Annotated in this window: 16 protein-coding genes; 6 read left to right on the forward strand and 10 right to left on the reverse strand. The window is 63.2% G+C overall.

Annotation, left to right across the window (positions count from 1 at the left end; genetic code table 11):
• Nucleotides 1–16: 16 nt before the first annotated feature.
• The 5 genes from OQE56_RS06540 to miaB form a co-directional block, all read right to left on the reverse strand.
• The gene (locus OQE56_RS06540) at nt 17–1,285 is read right to left on the reverse strand and encodes an HlyD family secretion protein (RefSeq protein ID WP_267222701.1); all 1,269 of its coding nucleotides are present in this window, start codon (nt 1,283–1,285) and stop codon (nt 17–19) included.
• Between the two features lie 430 nt (nt 1,286–1,715).
• Nucleotides 1,716–2,195 carry an rRNA maturation RNase YbeY gene (ybeY, locus tag OQE56_RS06545; RefSeq protein ID WP_267222702.1) on the reverse strand — a complete coding sequence of 160 codons (480 nt, stop codon included), beginning with the start codon at nt 2,193–2,195 and terminating at the stop codon, nt 1,716–1,718.
• A complete protein-coding gene (locus tag OQE56_RS06550; RefSeq protein ID WP_267222704.1) occupies nt 2,192–3,178 on the reverse strand; it encodes a PhoH family protein in 987 nt (328 codons plus the stop codon). The genes ybeY and OQE56_RS06550 overlap by 4 nt, the downstream gene beginning before the upstream one ends.
• Nucleotides 3,179–3,185: 7 nt before the next feature.
• The gene (locus OQE56_RS06555) at nt 3,186–3,680 is read right to left on the reverse strand and encodes a GNAT family N-acetyltransferase (protein WP_267222706.1); all 495 of its coding nucleotides are present in this window, start codon (nt 3,678–3,680) and stop codon (nt 3,186–3,188) included.
• Nucleotides 3,677–5,029 carry a tRNA (N6-isopentenyl adenosine(37)-C2)-methylthiotransferase MiaB gene (gene miaB / locus OQE56_RS06560; protein ID WP_267222708.1) on the reverse strand — a complete coding sequence of 451 codons (1,353 nt, stop codon included), beginning with the start codon at nt 5,027–5,029 and terminating at the stop codon, nt 3,677–3,679. Before miaB ends, OQE56_RS06555 begins: the two co-directional genes overlap by 4 nt.
• A gap of 413 nt (nt 5,030–5,442) precedes the next feature.
• On the opposite strand from miaB, the gene OQE56_RS06565 reads away from it, so the two are divergent.
• On the forward strand, nt 5,443–6,468 hold the full coding sequence (locus OQE56_RS06565; protein WP_425601609.1) for a lytic transglycosylase domain-containing protein: 1,026 nt from the start codon (nt 5,443–5,445) through the stop codon (nt 6,466–6,468).
• On the opposite strand, the gene OQE56_RS06570 is transcribed toward OQE56_RS06565, so the two are convergent.
• Nucleotides 6,454–7,641 (reverse strand): S1C family serine protease, encoded by a 1,188-nt coding sequence (locus tag OQE56_RS06570; RefSeq protein WP_267222710.1) that lies wholly within the window; start codon nt 7,639–7,641, stop codon nt 6,454–6,456. The genes OQE56_RS06565 and OQE56_RS06570 overlap by 15 nt on opposite strands.
• A gap of 377 nt (nt 7,642–8,018) precedes the next feature.
• On the opposite strand from OQE56_RS06570, the gene petA reads away from it, so the two are divergent.
• The 5 genes from petA (at nt 8,019) to OQE56_RS06595 (ending at nt 12,032) form a co-directional block, all read left to right on the forward strand.
• Nucleotides 8,019–8,624, forward strand: coding sequence for a ubiquinol-cytochrome c reductase iron-sulfur subunit (petA, locus tag OQE56_RS06575; protein ID WP_267222712.1), 606 nt, complete (start codon nt 8,019–8,021; stop codon nt 8,622–8,624).
• Nucleotides 8,624–9,925, forward strand: a complete 1,302-nt coding sequence (locus OQE56_RS06580; protein ID WP_267222714.1) for a cytochrome b — start codon at nt 8,624–8,626, stop codon at nt 9,923–9,925. Before petA ends, OQE56_RS06580 begins: the two co-directional genes overlap by 1 nt.
• A complete protein-coding gene (locus tag OQE56_RS06585) occupies nt 9,918–10,673 on the forward strand; it encodes a cytochrome c1 (RefSeq protein ID WP_425601602.1) in 756 nt (251 codons plus the stop codon). Before OQE56_RS06580 ends, OQE56_RS06585 begins: the two co-directional genes overlap by 8 nt.
• 91 nt (nt 10,674–10,764) lie before the next feature.
• Nucleotides 10,765–11,388, forward strand: a complete 624-nt coding sequence (locus OQE56_RS06590; protein WP_267222715.1) for a glutathione S-transferase N-terminal domain-containing protein — start codon at nt 10,765–10,767, stop codon at nt 11,386–11,388.
• Between the two features lie 191 nt (nt 11,389–11,579).
• Nucleotides 11,580–12,032 carry a ClpXP protease specificity-enhancing factor gene (locus OQE56_RS06595; protein ID WP_267222717.1) on the forward strand — a complete coding sequence of 151 codons (453 nt, stop codon included), beginning with the start codon at nt 11,580–11,582 and terminating at the stop codon, nt 12,030–12,032.
• A 63-nt stretch (nt 12,033–12,095) separates the two neighbouring features.
• On the opposite strand, the gene OQE56_RS06600 is transcribed toward OQE56_RS06595, so the two are convergent.
• From OQE56_RS06600 to OQE56_RS06615, 4 genes are all read right to left on the reverse strand, one after another.
• Complete coding sequence (locus OQE56_RS06600) at nt 12,096–12,503, reverse strand: DUF3301 domain-containing protein (RefSeq protein WP_267222719.1); 408 nt, start codon at nt 12,501–12,503, stop codon at nt 12,096–12,098.
• 86 nt (nt 12,504–12,589) lie between these two features.
• Complete coding sequence (nadC, locus tag OQE56_RS06605; RefSeq protein ID WP_267222722.1) at nt 12,590–13,444, reverse strand: carboxylating nicotinate-nucleotide diphosphorylase; 855 nt, start codon at nt 13,442–13,444, stop codon at nt 12,590–12,592.
• A complete protein-coding gene (locus tag OQE56_RS06610; RefSeq protein WP_267222724.1) occupies nt 13,441–15,723 on the reverse strand; it encodes a DUF1631 domain-containing protein in 2,283 nt (760 codons plus the stop codon). Before OQE56_RS06610 ends, nadC begins: the two co-directional genes overlap by 4 nt.
• Nucleotides 15,724–15,887: 164 nt before the next feature.
• A complete protein-coding gene (locus OQE56_RS06615; RefSeq protein ID WP_267223395.1) occupies nt 15,888–16,160 on the reverse strand; it encodes a Trm112 family protein in 273 nt (90 codons plus the stop codon).
• Between the last annotated feature and the right edge of the window lie 18 nt (nt 16,161–16,178).

Here is a 16,178-nt window from a genome sequence, read left to right on the forward strand (position 1 = left end):
CACCTCAATTGATCAGTTATCGCAAGCTGGCGGTGACAGTGCGCCCTGGTGTGCAGGCAGGAATGCCTGCCTTGCCGTCGTCCCCGGCGTCCCACTGCGCCAGTGCGTAGACGGAGCCGTCCTCGGCATAGGGGAAGGGGGCGCTATAGCTGTTCTGAAGGGCTTCGTTGGCGGTAGGCATAAGCTGCGTGATATGGGCGTGGTGCGTCAGTCCGGAAGCGTCGATCTTGACCTGCAGCTTGGTCCCAACGTTCAGCCGTCCTGCCATACGAGAGGGAAATACCGCCACCACATCGGTCTTGCTGCAGTCGGTGGCGCGTACGAGCGTGGCTCCTGCGGCCACCTGAGTGCCCACCGGCGCAATGATGTCTTGCGCGGTGCCGTGGCCGAAGGCCTTTACGGCATAGTCGGAGAGAGCACTCACGCGGTCCTGTTCGCGTGTGACCAGTTGGTTGAGGTCACTCATCTGCTTGGTCAGCGCATCGAGCTGGGCCTGTTCGCCGGTAATACTGCTTTGCAGATCGGCGCGGCGCTGCGAGAGTTGCGTCAGCTGATCGTTGCTGCTCTGGCTCGCGGCGACATAGACGCCTCGCTGTGCAGCGGCAATGCTTTCGCCCACGCCGTGTGCGTTCTTATCGAGGGCATCGGCCTCGCTGCGGGCCGCATCGGCTTCCGCGCGTGCTGCAGAGACAACCGCCGCACTGACCGCGCCGTCGCGCTGCAGGGTCATCGCCCGCTGGTACTTGGTATCCAGGGCCTCCAGCTTGGCCGAGGCGGCCTCTTGCTGAGACTGCAGGGAGGCATAGCTGGTCTTGAGCTGCGAAACGTTAGCGTTGTGATACTGGTCGTACTGGTTGTTGGTGTACTCGAGCATCCGCTGATCCGCCTGGATGCGATGATTGAGATCGTCCAGCTTGCTCTGTAGTTCAAGCCGCTGCGTAAGCAACGTCGTGAGTGCGTCGCGCGCCACGGTGTTGTTCTTCACCACCGCGATGGTTTGCCCGGGTTCGATGGGTTGTCCGTTCTGGGCTAGCACCTCGCTGACGGTGCCACTGATGGGCGTAGTGATGAGAACGGCTGGTGCGTTAAGTACGGCGCGCGTGGCGCTGGTGGAAACCCAGGGCTCAATCAGGGTGGAAATAAGCAGCCAGGCTACGAAAGCCATCAATGCATAGCCTGCGAGGCGAGGCACCATCACCAAGGGCGATTGGCGTACGGGAGCCAGGTCACCGGGTGGCATGGGGGCTTCCGTCAAGCGCTCGATGGTCTGGAGGTCGGTCTTCAAATCATTCGCCTCTGTCAGTGGATGTCGTGCAAACGCCTGCGCCCATACGCTGAAGCGGGGTGGCAGGAGGCGCATCTCGCGAGATGGCAGCCGATGAGTTGGATGTCCGGCGGATGGTGGCTTACGTGCCGAGGCGTGGGGACGCCACTCCGTCGTTGATGCGATGCGTCAGTTGCCGGACCCGTGAAGGAATAGTTCCTTCGCGATGAACCTCGCCTGTCTTCGCACAGAAAATGCGGGGAATGAGTTAGATGTCAGTTCAACATGGTGAACACGCGTGACGCAGAGATGCGCGCGATTGACATCAAGCTGACGCATTGCAGCGGGTTATGAGATCGCTGGATGACAGCGATCCACGGCTTGCTTCGGAGTGCAAGCGATAGTCAGCGCGACGTTGTCGCGCAAACGCATGAGAGATGAACAACGACGCTTAAGCGTCGTCGCCCTCGACGGCATAGGGATCAGCGATGCCGAGCCCGGCCAGAATGCGGGTTTCCAGCGCTTCCATCGCCTCGGCTTCCGTATCCTCGATGTGATCGTAGCCAAGCAGATGCAGAACACCATGCACCGTCATGTGCGCCCAGTGATCGCGCGGAACCTTGTTTTGTTCCTTCGCTTCGCGAGCGACGACGGGCGCGCAGATCGCCAGGTCGCCGATCAGCGGCAGCGCGATGCCCGGTGGCAGCTCGACAGGGAAGGACAGCACGTTGGTCGCGTAATCTTTGCCGCGGTAATCGCGATTGAGCGCGCGACCTTCGTCCGTATCGACGATACGGATCGACAGTTCTGTCGCCCTGCGGCGCTTGGCGCCTCGCAGCGCAGCCTCAGCCCAGGCGCGGAAGCTGGCGGCCGATGGCACACCCTTGCGCGGAACGGCGTAGCCAACAGAGAGCGTCAGCGGCGTGCTCACTTGGACTGATCCTCGGACGCCTGCTCAAACGCTTCGTACGCGCGCACGATCTTCGCCACCAGCGGATGCCGCACCACGTCGCGCGATGTGAAAAACGTAAAGCTGATGCCGTCCACGCCACGCAACACTTCAATGGCATGGCGAAGGCCCGAGCGCACGTTGCGCGGCAAGTCGATCTGGCTGACATCACCGGTGATCACCGCCACCGAGCCGAAGCCGATGCGCGTGAGGAACATCTTCATCTGTTCGACGGTGGTGTTCTGCGCTTCGTCGAGGATGACGTAGGAATCGTTGAGCGTGCGGCCGCGCATATAGGCGAGCGGCGCGATCTCGATCACGTTGCGCTCGATCAGCTTCGCCACCTTTTCGAAGCCGAGCATTTCATAGAGCGCGTCGTACAGCGGGCGCAGATACGGATCCACCTTCTGGCTGAGGTCTCCCGGCAGAAAGCCGAGCTTTTCGCCAGCTTCGACTGCGGGGCGCACCAGCAGCAGGCGCTGCACGCGATTGGCCTCGAGCGCTTCGACGGCGCTGGCGACGGCCAGGTAAGTCTTGCCCGTGCCGGCCGGGCCGACGCCGAAGCTGATGTCGTGCGTGGTGATGGCGTGCAGGTAGCGTGCCTGGTTTGGGCCACGTCCCTTAATCACGCCGCGCTTCACCTTGATCGCGACTTCCTGCGCGCTCTCGGCAGCATCATTGACGATGGCATCGATACCTGAGTCGGCCAGATGCAGGTTGATCTTGGCGCCGTTGAGCGATTCCGTCGACGTGACTTCGTACAGTGCACGCATGACTTTCTCGGCGGTGCGCGCGGCACCTTCGTCGCCGATCACCTGGAACAGGGCGCCCCGGTGATTGATCTCCACGCCCAGGCGCAACTCGACCTGACGCAGATGTTCGTCAAACGGTCCGCAGAGATTGGAGAGGCGGGCGTTGTCTTCCGGCTCAAGGGAAAAGTCGCGTTGGTTCAGGCCGTTGGTCATAAGGGAGTCAAAGCTGCCGATGCATCACGTAGACGTCGGTAGGGCCGTGTGCGGCATGGCGGAATGCGCCAGGCACCTTGCCGACGATGTGGAAACCGTGGCGCTCCCACAGGCGCACCGCGGTGGTATTGGTCGAGACTACAAAGTTGAACTGCATGGCGGTGAAGCCCGCGTCGCGAGCCTGCGCCATCGAGTGTTCGCACATCAGAGAAGCTACGCCCTGCCCACGCGCGGCGGGCGACACCATGTAACCGGCGTTGGCGACGTGGTCACCTAACCCCGGTTGGTTGGGGCGGAGCATGTAGCAACCGAGCACCTGCTTGTTTCGCTCAGCGATAAAGCAGCGTGTGGGCGATGTGGTCCACCAGTCGCGGGCCTGTTCAAAACTCAGATCAGGCGGATAACTGTAGGTGTCGCCGGCCGCCACCACGCTGCGAAACAGCGGCCACGCCAGTGCAAACTCATCTGCACCGATTTCCCTGATCGTGAGCAGTGCTATCACGAGGCCAGAGCGACGTCGTCTTCCGCCAGCTTCACGCGGCCGCGCAGCGAATTGCTCATGGCTTCCGTAATCACCACGTCGATGAACTGGCCGATCATGCGGTCATTACCGGGAAAGTTCACAAAGCGCATGTTCTCGGTGCGGCCGGTGAACTCATGAGGGCTCTTCTTGCTCGGCTTCTCCACCAACACGCGCTGCACCGTGCCGACCATGGCTTCATTGATCAGGCGGGCATTCTCATTGAGCTTGGCCTGCAGACGGGTCAGACGTGCGTGCTTCACCTCTGACGACGTGTCGTCAGCGAGGTTGGCCGCCGGCGTGCCGGGGCGCGAGGAGAAGATGAAGGAGAAGCTCTGGTCGAAGCCGACGTCGTCGATCAGCTTCATGGTCTTTTCGAAATCCTCGTCCGTTTCGCCCGGGAAGCCGACGATGAAGTCGGACGAGATGCAGATGTCCGGGCGAACCGCGCGCAGCTTGCGGATCTTCTGCTTGAACTCCAGCGCGGTGTAACCACGCTTCATCGCAGTGAGAATGCGATCCGAGCCCGCCTGCACCGGCAGGTGCAGGAAGTTGCAGAGCTGCGGCACGTTGGCATACGCCTCGATCAGCGAGTCGGAGAACTCCAGCGGATGCGAGGTGGTGAAGCGGATGCGGCCGATGCCTTCGATTTGCGCTATGGCGTGGATCAGCACGGCCAGGTCGGCGGTGCCGTCGTCGTGCGTGGGGCCGCGATAAGCGTTCACGTTCTGGCCCAGCAGCGTCACTTCGCGCACGCCTTGTTCGGCCAGCTGCGCGATTTCCACGATCACGTCGTCGAACGGCCGGCTGATTTCCTCGCCGCGGGTGTACGGCACCACACAGTAGGAGCAGTACTTGGAGCAGCCTTCCATGATCGACACGAAGGCGGTGGGGCCTTCGGCACGCGGTTCGGGGAGGCGGTCGAACTTCTCGATCTCCGGGAAGCTGATGTCCACCTGCGGCTTGCCGGTGGCGCGCTTGGCCTCGATAAGCTCGGGCAGACGGTGCAGGGTCTGCGGGCCAAACACCAGGTCGACGTACGGTGCGCGCTTGATGATGTCCTGGCCTTCCTGCGAAGCCACGCAGCCACCCACGCCGATGAGCACGGGCTTGCCGCCCTGCTTGTGCTCCTTCCAGCGGCCGAGCTGGCTGAACACCTTTTCCTGGGCTTTCTCGCGGATCGAGCAGGTGTTGATCAGGATGACGTCCGCTTCGGACTCATCCTGGGTCAGCTCCAGCCCGTGCGAGGCCTTGAGCACGTCGGCCATCTTGGCCGAGTCGTACTCGTTCATCTGGCAGCCGTGGGTTTTGATGAAAAGCTTGCCGGTCATGGCGTTAGATACCGTAGTTCGAGGGGCGGCAGGGTGGCCGCCGAACCGCACAGTTTACGCGCCCGGGGCGGCGCCCGCCACCTGAACGGCCGTGGTGGATCAACCACTTGCATGAATCCTCGGGGGCGGAGGGGCGGCTCAAGTAGGCACTGCCGCACGAAATGGCATGGCGCCGCTTGGCGTCGGTCGCCGCCCGGCGCACACTGCCGTCGAACCTGGCGCCGGAGGGTACGGCGCCTGGAGGTCTGGGAAGGGGGATGCATGGTGGTGCTTTACCGGGTAGTGGCTGCCGCTTTGGCGGGGTGGCCGAAGGGGAGCTCGTGATCGGGCTGCTCCCTACGCGGCTGAGTATGCCGGCCCTGCGGTGGCTGATGGCGGGCTGTTGGCTGGCGGCAGGGCTGTTTGGGTTGCCCATGGAGGGCCATGCCGGCGCGCTTTATCGCTGTACGGGCGCCTCCGGCGAGGTGGTGTTCAGCAGTACCACGGCGGGCTATGCCGGTTGCAACCGCATTGCCGGGGCGCCGGATCCCGTGCGTCGCAAACCGTCGCCCTCAAAGACGCCGCCTCCCTCGCTTGGTGCCGTGCAGGGTTCAGTAGCCACCGCGGCGACCAGGGCTGAGGTAACACCCCCTCCTCAGCCGCCGTCGCTGGCGTGGGTTGAGGGTTCCGTGAAGACATCGGCGCGTGTCGTTCCGTCACCCGCGCCGAGTAAGCCAGACGGCAAGCCGGGGCAGTGGAGTTACAGCGAAGCAGGCCCGGCACGAACGACCTCGGTGCCCGACAAGCCGGTGGCCAACGTGTCGGCGGATGGCGACCGCGTGCTACGTGGCGCGGTGTATCGGGTGGTGCGCAAGGACGGCAGCGTTGAGTACACCAATCTGAAGCCGGCCGGGCAGGGTGGTCACGAAGTAACCATGTTGTTCAGCTACATCGCCACCTGCGTGGCGTGCAATCTCCACTCGACCATCCGCTGGGACTCGGTGGCGCTCAACCTCTCGGCGTATGCCGACGTCATCCAGCTGGCCAGTCAGGAGTCGGGCGTGGATGAAGCGTTTCTGCGCGCCATCATTCACGCGGAGAGTGCGTTCAATCCCCGCGCCATGTCGATCAAGGGTGCGCAGGGTCTGATGCAGCTGATGCCGGGCACGGCGTTGGACATGGGTGTGCGTGATGCCTTCGATACGGCACAGAACATTCGCGGCGGCGCGCGTTATCTCGGCCTGCTGCTGCGTACCTTCAACGGCAATGAGCGACTCGCGGCGGCGGCTTATAACGCAGGCCCGGGAGCCGTGCAGCGCTACAACGGCGTGCCGCCTTATGCCGAAACGCAGGTTTACGTTGACCGCGTGGGCACGTTGCGCCGGCGCTACGGGCAGGCCATTCGGCCGGTGGGCGCGCACGCACCGGTTGCGGCGGTGGGTATCTCAACTATCCAGTGAGGCGGTCGGCCTCAGCGGCGGGCGCTGCGCCAGAATCACCTCGGTATGGAACGGCGTGCCGTTGCGTATGCCCGACACTTCCACCTTGCTGCCCGGCTTAAGTGCCGCCTCGTGGCGGCGCAGGTCGGCCGGATCGACGATGTCGTCGGTGCCGATGCGCAGGAGGATGTCGTGTGGCTGAATCCCCGCCTGAGCTGCCGGCCCGCCAGGATAGATATCCGTGACCTGCGCGCCGCGTGCGGCGGCGGGCAGGCCGCTATCGGCCGCCACCGGAACGAAGGTGTAGTCCGCACCCATCCATCCGCGTACCACGTGGCCCGTGTCGATAATCTGATCCAGCACGCGCTTGGCGCTGCTCACCGGGATGGCAAAGCTGATGCCTTCGGCGTTGGCCGCCTTGCCGATCAATAACGTATTGATGCCCACCAGTTCGCCGTCGGTGTTGACCAGTGCGCCGCCGGAATTGCCCAGATTGATGGCGGCATCCGTCTGGATGAAGTCCTCCGGGCTGGCGCCGCTGAGCTGTCGGCCGATGGCACTGACGATGCCCATGGTGACGGTCTGGTTGAGGCCAAGCGGGTTGCCGATCGCCAGCACCACATCGCCCGTGCGCACCGGTGTGTGGTCGGCAATATGGATCACCGGCAGGTTGCTGGCATCGATCTTCAGCACCGCCAGGTCGGTCTCTGCGTCCGCGCCGACCACCTTCGCCTTGGCGACGCGGCCGTCGTAGAGCAGCACCTGGATATCGTCCGCGTTGGCGATCACGTGGTTATTGGTGAGCACGTAACCCTGACTGCTTACGATCACGCCCGAACCAAGGCTCTGCTCACGCCGCTTGTATGCCGGGCCCGCAGGGCGGCCGCCGAACAGGCGCTGCAACACGGGGTCGGTATACATCTGTACGGCTTGTTCGGTGACCATCTTGTTTGCATAGATGTTCACCACCGATGGCGCAGCCTTGGCGACCGCATCGGCATAAGACATGGGACCGGCAATACGTCCGGTCTGACTCGGTGCCGCAGGAACGGCGCTTCCCGTTGAGGAAAAGCCGAACGATTGTCGCAGGTGACTGCCCACGCCGGGCCAGACGAGGCTGATGACGAAGGCAGCCGCCAGCCCGAGAACGACGAAGCGGGCGATGAAGGCTAGCGTGCCTGCGGCATGTTTCATGTCGTTATGCGTTTCGTGGCAAAGCGTTAGGATGGATAAAACGCCGCAGCGGCAGACGCGGTGGTTTTATTGTACGGGCCATGCCCTGACGCTACACTAACAAAGGTTTGCGGGAGCCAGACTCTGCTGGCGCTTGCGAAGCGGGTCGTCCCGGGAGCTTCCCGGTACGCAACGTACCCGGAAGCGTAAGGGCCGCAGCGATTGCTGCACACCCTCGCCATGGTGCAGCGCGTGCCTGCTTTTTTTAGGGGAGTTACTAGGATATTTCTGGTTGGCGGCAAGCGTGTCGCCTGCTACGCATGTCGACGCGCTTGGCAAGCACCTGTGGGACTTTTTGAGTTCCGCGTCTCAATGGCATGTATGTACCGGAGAGCCTGATGGCGAACGAAGTCGTCGATCATGGTCGCCGCCGATTCCTCACTGCGACCACAGCCGTGGTCGGAGGTGTGGGAGTTGTCGCGGCAGCCGTGCCCTTCATCAAGTCGTGGGAGCCCAGTGCCCGGGCTAAATCTGCAGGTGCGCCGGTCACGGTCGACATCAGCAAGATTGAGTCGGGCCAGAAGGTGACCTATCCGTGGCGCGGCCTCCCCGTGTTCGTCGTCAACCGTACGCAGGTCCAGCTGGATACGCTGCCAAGCCAGGACAGCCGTCTGGTGGACGCGAAGTCCGACCAGGGCTCGGCCGAACAGCAGCCTAAGTACGCTCAGAACGAAGCACGCTCCATCAAGCCGGAATGGCTGGTGCTGGTCGGCCTGTGCACCCATCTGGGCTGCGTGCCTGACTTCGTCCCCGTGATGAAGCCCGAGCCGTTCGATCCGGACTGGAAGGGCGGCTTCTACTGTCCTTGCCACAAGTCGCGCTACGACATGGCCGGCCGCGTTTATGCGGGTGTGCCGGCGCCGAAGAATCTGCTGGTGCCGCCGTACCACTTCATCGACGACACCCACATCCAGATTGGCGTGGATCCGAAGGAGGCCGGCTAATGGCCAACGTATTCACGCGTATCGGCGATTGGGTCAACGAGCGTGCACCGGGCCTCATGCCCGCGTATCGCAAGCACATGACCGAGTACTACGCGCCGAAGAACTTCAATCTTTGGTACTACTTCGGTTCGCTCGCTCTGCTGGTGCTGGTCAATCAGATCGTCACCGGCATCTTCCTCACCATGAACTACAAGACCAGTGCGGCGGAAGCCTTCAACTCGGTCGAGTACATCATGCGTGACGTGGAGTGGGGCTGGCTCATCCGCTACATGCACTCCACGGGCGCGTCGCTGTTCTTCGTGGTGGTGTTCCTGCACATGTTCCGCGGCCTGATGTACGGCTCGTACCAGAAGCCACGCGAGCTGGTGTGGCTGCTGGGCATGCTGATCTTCCTCGCGCTGATGGCCGAGGCCTTCATGGGCTACGTGCTGCCGTGGGGCAACATGTCGTTCTGGGGCGCCAAGGTGATCATCTCGCTGTTCGGCACGATCCCGGTGATCGGCGGCAGCCTGGTCGAGTGGATCATGGGCGACTACCTGCCTGCCGACGCGACGCTCAACCGCTTCTTTGCACTGCACGTGATCGCGTTGCCCATCGTGCTCTTGCTGCTGGTGGTGCTGCACCTGGCGGCGCTGCATGAAGTGGGTTCGAACAATCCGGACGGTGTCGACGTCAAGCATGGCCCCAAGGGCAACCGCTGGGATCCAAAGGCGCCGTTGGATGGTATTCCGTTCCATCCGTACTACACGGTGAAGGATCTGGCCGGTGTCGGCTTCTTCCTGATCATCGCGGCGTTCATCATCTTCTTTGCGCCGACCTTCGGTGGCTGGTTCCTGGAGCACGATAACTTCCTGCCGGCCAACAACCTGGTCACCCCGACGCACATCAAGCCGTCGTGGTACTTCACCCCGTTCTACGCGATCCTGCGCATGATCCCGTCGTTCTTCGGCACGGCGTTCTGGGGTGTGCTGGGCATGTTCGGTGCCATCGCACTGTTGTTTCTGCTGCCGTGGATCGACGCCGGCAAGGTGCGCTCCATCCGTTATCGCGGCACCGGCTTCAAGGTGGCGCTGATGTCTTTCGCGGGCTCCTTCATCGGCCTGGCCCTGGTGGGCGCAGGCGTCGTCGGCGAGAAGCTGGTCGAGTGGGTTCCTTCGGATGCGACCTTCTGGGAAAACACGTTTGGTCGTGTGATGACCTTCATCTACTTCGCGTACTTCGTGTTCCTGTGGTTCTACACGCGCCTAGGCTGGGAAAAGACCAAGCCGGTGCCGGAGCGGGTGGTGTATGACCATGACTAAGCGACAGTCCACGATGAAGAAAGCCATCTACTCGTTTGCGCTTGCCGTTGGCCTGCTGGTTGGCGTCACCTCGACGGCGTCCGCCGAAGAGGGTCAGCTGGCATCCGCTGGCACCAACATCCGTGACCAGGCTTCGTTGCAGCGCGGCGCCAAGTTGTTCTTCAACTACTGCGTCGGCTGCCACTCGCTGAAGTACGTGCGTTACTCGCGCATGGCCGAGGATCTGGGCCTGACTGAAGATGAGGTCATGAAGAACCTCAACTTCACCGGCGCCAAGTTCGGTGACCCGGTGATTTCACACATGCCGGAAGACCTCGCCCAGCAGTACTTCGGCAAGGCACCACCGGATCTCTCGCTCGAAGTGCGTACCAAGGAGCAGGGCGCCGACTGGGTGTTCGGCTACCTCAACTCCTTCTACCTGGACCCGTCCCGCCCGGTGGGCTGGAACAATACGGTGTTCCCGAACGCCTCCATGCCCAACCCGCTGTGGGAGCTGCAGGGTCTGCAGACGGCGGTGAAGAAGGAAGGCTCCGACGATGTGGAAAAGCTGGAGCTGTCGCAGCCCGGCAAGCTCACGCCGGCGCAGTACCAGCAGGCCACGCGTGACCTGACCGCCTTCCTGGAATATGCCTCCGAGCCGGCCGCACTGCAGCGTCAGCACTACGGTATCTGGGTGCTGCTGTTCCTGGCGGGCTTCACTTTCCTGGCATATCTGCTAAAGAAGGAGTACTGGAAGGACGTCCACTAAGGACGCCCTTTCCGGAGCCTGGGTACGGCGGCAACAAGCCTTCGAAAGGCTGGGCCGCCGTACCCGTTTGAAGCCCATGGGGAGATCGCGCATGGTTCAAAGTGCTCGTTCGCGTACCGCACTCACCCTGTACACCACTGCAGATGGCATCCAGTGCCACCGTACGCGTCTGGTGCTCGCCGCAAAGGGCGTCAGTTACGACAGGGTGCTGGTGGACCCAGCCAAGCCGCCGGAAGACCTGCTCGATCTGAATCCGTACGGCACGACGCCGACATTGATCGATCGCGACCTGACCCTCTACAACACGGCGGTCGTCTGCGAATACCTCGACGAACGCTACCCGCACCCGCCCTTGATGCCTATCGATCCCCTGTCCAGGGCGCGCTTGCGTCTGGCGACGGTGCGCATCGAGCTGGACTGGTTGCCTGAGGTGGACATCATCCGGGCAGGCGGGCGCCCCGCGGATGTGGCTCGAAAGCGCCTTCGCGAGCACCTTCTGGCCTCCTTGCCCTTGTTCAAGGCGTCGCGTTTCTTCCTCAACCCGGAAATGAGCCTTACCGATTGCCTGGTGGCGCCGGTGATCTGGCGGCTGCACTGGCTCGGGGTGGATCTGGGTCGTGAAGGCAAGCCGATTCTGGATTATGGCGAACGCCTGTTTGCTAGCCAGGGCTACGCCCGCAGCATGACCGCCGAAGAAAAGGCTATGCGCCCCTGAGTTCAGCCTGCGCCTGTTCCCGGGAGCAGAGTGAGGGAAGGCATGACCCCAAGGGCGGCGCAGGTGGCGGCCTGGGGCGGCTGCATGGTTACCATCGTGCGACAACCCGCCTCGGGTGGCATTACACTTTGCCCACCTTTCCGGCACGGCACCCACCACTCTCGCGGAGCCGGCCATCCACAGGCTTTTGAATGACCGACGATAAGCTCCCGCCGATGACCTCTAATCGCCCTTATTTGCTCAGGGCGATCTACGACTGGATCACCGACAACAATCTCACGCCTTATGTGCTGGTGGATGCGGGGCGCGAGGGCGTGCGGGTGCCACCGCAGGTCGTCAAGAACGGGCAGGTGGTGCTGAATCTGGCTATGCGTGCCGTGGCTAACCTGGATCTGGGCAATGACTGGATCAGTTTCCAGGCTCGCTTCTCCGGCGTCAGTCACAACATCCATATTCCGGTGCAGGCGGTATTGGCGCTTTATGCCCAGGAAAACGGGCAGGGCATGATGTTTCCGGCGGAAGAGGGTGGCGATCAGCCACCGCCGTCGTCACCGGATCCCGAAGATGCGCCGACGTCACCCGAAGGTGATCAGGCCGGCGATAAGCCCAAGCGCAGCGCACCGTTCCTGCGCGTGGTGAAGTAATCGGGACTACCGAACATCGACCCGTCGGCCGAAGCCCGGCCGGAAGGCTCGACCAAGCCTGATTTAGTGGAGCCTGTGGTCGTTGCGCACCCGGGGGCGCAGCGGCACGACGTTGTCGGTGGCCGGCGGTGGCACGTGATCCGCCATCATGCCCGGCAAATGACTCTGGATGGTGGGCAGGCTCAGCCCCGTCACGGTGCGCCCCACCATCCACAGTTTCCCTGGCTCCCGGTCATTGCCGTCGATGCTCACCTCGAAGGTGTAGCAGCGCTCCAGCAGCCACGGACCGCTCTGTCTGAGCAAACGTACGCCACGCAGGCCCACGGTCTCGTCGAGCAACTGCAGGCCATGCTGCCGGCATTGTTGGCGGGCCTCCCCGATGGCTTGCTCACGGCCGCGACTAAGCTTCAGCCACGAGCCAATGACGGCAAGCAGCGCCAGCAACAGGATCAGGTCCGGGAGATCGTTCATGCAGCGAGAGTGTAGTCGCTATGGGTGGCTTGCAAGGGCTGGCTCCCAGGGAAATCCGTGGGAGCGCAGGCCATATGCCACCGGTCTCAGTCGAGCTGCAGTCGCAACGACAGATCCACCGCGCGAACGTGCTTGGTAAGCGCGCCGACGGAGATGAAATCGACGCCGGTACGAGCGTACTCGCCGATGGTGGACAGGTCGACGTTGCCGGAAATTTCCAGCTGGGCACGCCCCTTGGCGATGGCAACGGCTTCGCGCATCAGCGGCAGGGTGAAGTTGTCCAGCATGATGCGGTCAGCCCCGGCAGCCAACGCCTGCTGCAGTTCGTCAAGGCTTTCCACCTCAATCTCCAGCAGCAGAGACGGGTGCAGGCGCCGCGCCGCTTCGGCTGCGGGACCGATACCGCCCGCGGCCATGATGTGGTTTTCCTTCACCAGGATGGCGTCGTACAGGCCGACCCGGTGGTTGTGGCCACCGCCGCACCGCACGGCGTACTTCTGGGCCAGGCGCAGACCAGGCACCGTTTTGCGGGTGTCGAGCACGCGCACGCCGGTCCCGGCTACAGCGGCCACGTAGGCCGCCGTCGCCGTGGCCGTGCCCGAGAGCAGTTGCAGGAAATTGAGCGCGGAGCGCTCGGCGGTCACCATGGCCCGGGCATTGCCCTGAATCCGGCAGATCACCGAACCGGCAGCCACCCGGTCGCCATCACCCACTGCCCAGTCGACCTGAACCTCGGGATCGAGCTTGCGGAAGCAGGCGTTGAACCAGTCGATACCGGCCATCACAGCGTCTTCGCGGCAGGTCAGAGTGGCGCTGGCCTTGGCGTGGGCAGGCAAAAGGTCGGCGGTGGCGTCGCCGCTGCCGATGTCTTCGGCAAAAGCGCGCTCGATATCCGCCCGGATCAAGTCGGGCGAGAGAGGGGCAAGGTTGTTTGAAGTCATTCCGAGACTGTTGGGTTCGCCGAGGCCGGTTGGCTGAGACGACCGACAATGGCATCCAATGCGCGATCGAACAAGGCGGTGGATTCGAGCACACGCGCGGTACCGCTGGAGAGCGCGGCAGCCAGTTCGTGCGGCGAGTAGTCAGCCACCTTGAGGCCGCGGCGGTTGACGAACAAATAGCGACCGCTCATCGGGCTGATCCAAGACAGCTTGGCGCGCTCGATGGTGTCCGGTCCCGATGCGAACTCGAGCCAGATGCCGGGCTTGAGTTCGGCGACCAGCTGCATTTCAGCGGTATCGAGTGGTGCCTCCTGCTCGGGCTCCGAACGGGCCAGTTCTGCCTCGGACTCGGCAATCGGCTGGATGCTCTCGGGAATCGGCAGTGTCGCGGGCTCTTCCACCGCACGCACTTCCGCTTCCGGCACCGTTTCGCCGAGCTGGTGGCGGTAGTAGGTGTGCAGCTGGGCCAGCAGTCGGTCGATGTCGCTTTCCTGGAAAGCAACATTGGCTAGGCCGCGGCGCAGGGCGCGTTCGATACCCGGCAGCATCTGGCGCAGGGCGCGGCGCTCATCAAGCGTGCGCGCTGGCTTGGTGCTGTCGATGAAATCGTTGGCAAAGCGCAGGGCGTCGCGGAATTCGGTGGATTCCTCGCCCTGACGCAGGATCGTCAGCACCAGATAGTTGGCCCAGGCGCGCGACAAGATGCCATGCACCAGAGGCGGCAGGTTACGGCCATCTATACGGCTGAGGATCTCGCGAGCCGCACGGCGACGCGCCTGCTCGAGCTTTTCGCGGCCACGGGTGGATTCAGCCACGCGTTGCTCAGCCAGCTCCGCACGGCGGCGGCTGATGTCCTGGAATTCCTGCAGCTCCGTGCACAGGCGCTCGAAGATGGTCAGGTCATCGTCGAAGTCTTGCAGCAGACGATCGACGATGGACTTGATCTTGTCGTGCAAGCGATGGTCGCGGTCCGATTCGGCGGACCAGCCCTTGGCGGCGTCCGCCAGGTTGTCCAGCAGGCGACGTGCCGGATGCTGGCGGTGGGCGAACAGCTTGCGGTCGAGAATCGCGGCCTTGAGATACGGAATCTGCAGACGCGCCAGCAGCACCTGCATTTCGGTCGGCAGGTTGCGGTCTTCGAGGATGAACTCGAACAGCATGCCAACGAGGTCGATGGTGTCCTCGTCGATGGTCGAAACCTGGCTGGGCTTCTCGCCGCGTAGCGAACCGATCTGCGCCAGCAGGTGCTCCTTGAGCTGCTGCACTTCGCCAGCCAACTCCAAGGCATTGCCCCCGTGCGAGGGCAGGTGCTGGCTGATGGCGGCCTGGCTCTGCAGTACGCTCAGCGCGCCGATGAGCTCGTTGGCGCTGGGCAACTGCACAGCGCCCGCCGGCACCCGCATAACCGTTTCCGGTCCGGCGCGGCGTGCGCTGAACAACGTACGCAGTGTCTGCAGCAGTTCGTTCGACGCTGCACCTTCATCTTCGCCCAGGAAGGTGCCCGCTTCGGCCGGCGCGCCGGTCCCGCCAGCGGCGTCTGCGGTGGTTGCGCCACGCTGCGCGCCACCCGCGCGGCTCACCTCGTGACGCAGCTGCGGCAGCACCCCGGCACGTACCAGCTCAGCGTTGACCTCCTGGTAAAGCTCGTCCAGCGAGGACAGTACATAGCGGTCGAACAGCTTGTAGATGATCAGCTTGACGCGCATCTCGGCGCTAAGCTCGCGCATGGCCTGGCGAAACGCCTGGGACAGCGCAGCAGGACCCACGGGATTGGTCGAGTCCTCAATCTTGATGCCGCCGTAAATGACGGACAGGCGTTGGTTGACCGAGAACAGATCGCGCGCCAGGCGCGTCTCGTTCTTGCCGATCATGCTGGTGATCGCGAGCGATTCTTCTAGTTCGTTGTCAGCCACCAGTGACAACTCTCCCGAACCCGGCGGCAGAGAGAGGCCATTGCCGGAGGGGGCACGATAATTGGTAGCGAAATCGGTCAGTTCGCGCGAGATCTGCGCAAGAAAACTGCGCTCGACCATCGGGCGGCGCTTGCGCACTTCGCGCATGCCGTCGAAGTAGTGCATCTGCGCGGCATTGTTTTCAGCCTTTTCGGCCAGGTCGAACAAAGCATCATCGACATGCTCAAACATGCCGTTGATCAAGACCTGCAGGCGGCGGCCGGCGATATCCCGAACGGTGTTCAAAAGGGCGCCTCCGCGCTCGCTGGACGGGTCCAGGCGCTGGCTCAGGCTGACGATATTGGAAGGTTCACTGGCGTCTTTCATCGCCCACCCCTGAAGTGATGCCGATGCGCGTTCAGCCCATTCCGACAATACGCCACCCTACAATAAGGTAAACGCAGCCATGCTGTCATTCGCCGCATCGATATATGTCGACGCGTTCACACAGCGGCGCGGATTCTTGCGGGGAAGGGCCGGTCGGGAAGGGGCTAGGCAGCGGCCGGAAAGCCGGTGAGCTGCAGGGTCCCAATGCCCTCCTCGGGCAGCATCACGGGGATGCCGTCGGCGACCCGGTAGATCACCTTGTGATCGGTGGTGATCAGGCCTTCCGAGAGCGGTTCGCTCACGGCAGTGCCGGCGACGTTCTGGACCTGCCCAGCACCGATGGCGCTGTTGAGGGCTTCCAGCTCGGGGCGCTGAAGGGGGCGAACGGGAACTTTGCTGACCGGGCAGCAAAGGATGTCGAGCAGACGTTTGTCCATGGGAAGCAGGATCGTGCC

This window comes from Dyella silvae, assembly GCF_026421305.1.
Taxonomy (GTDB): Bacteria; Pseudomonadota; Gammaproteobacteria; order Xanthomonadales; family Rhodanobacteraceae; genus Dyella; species Dyella silvae.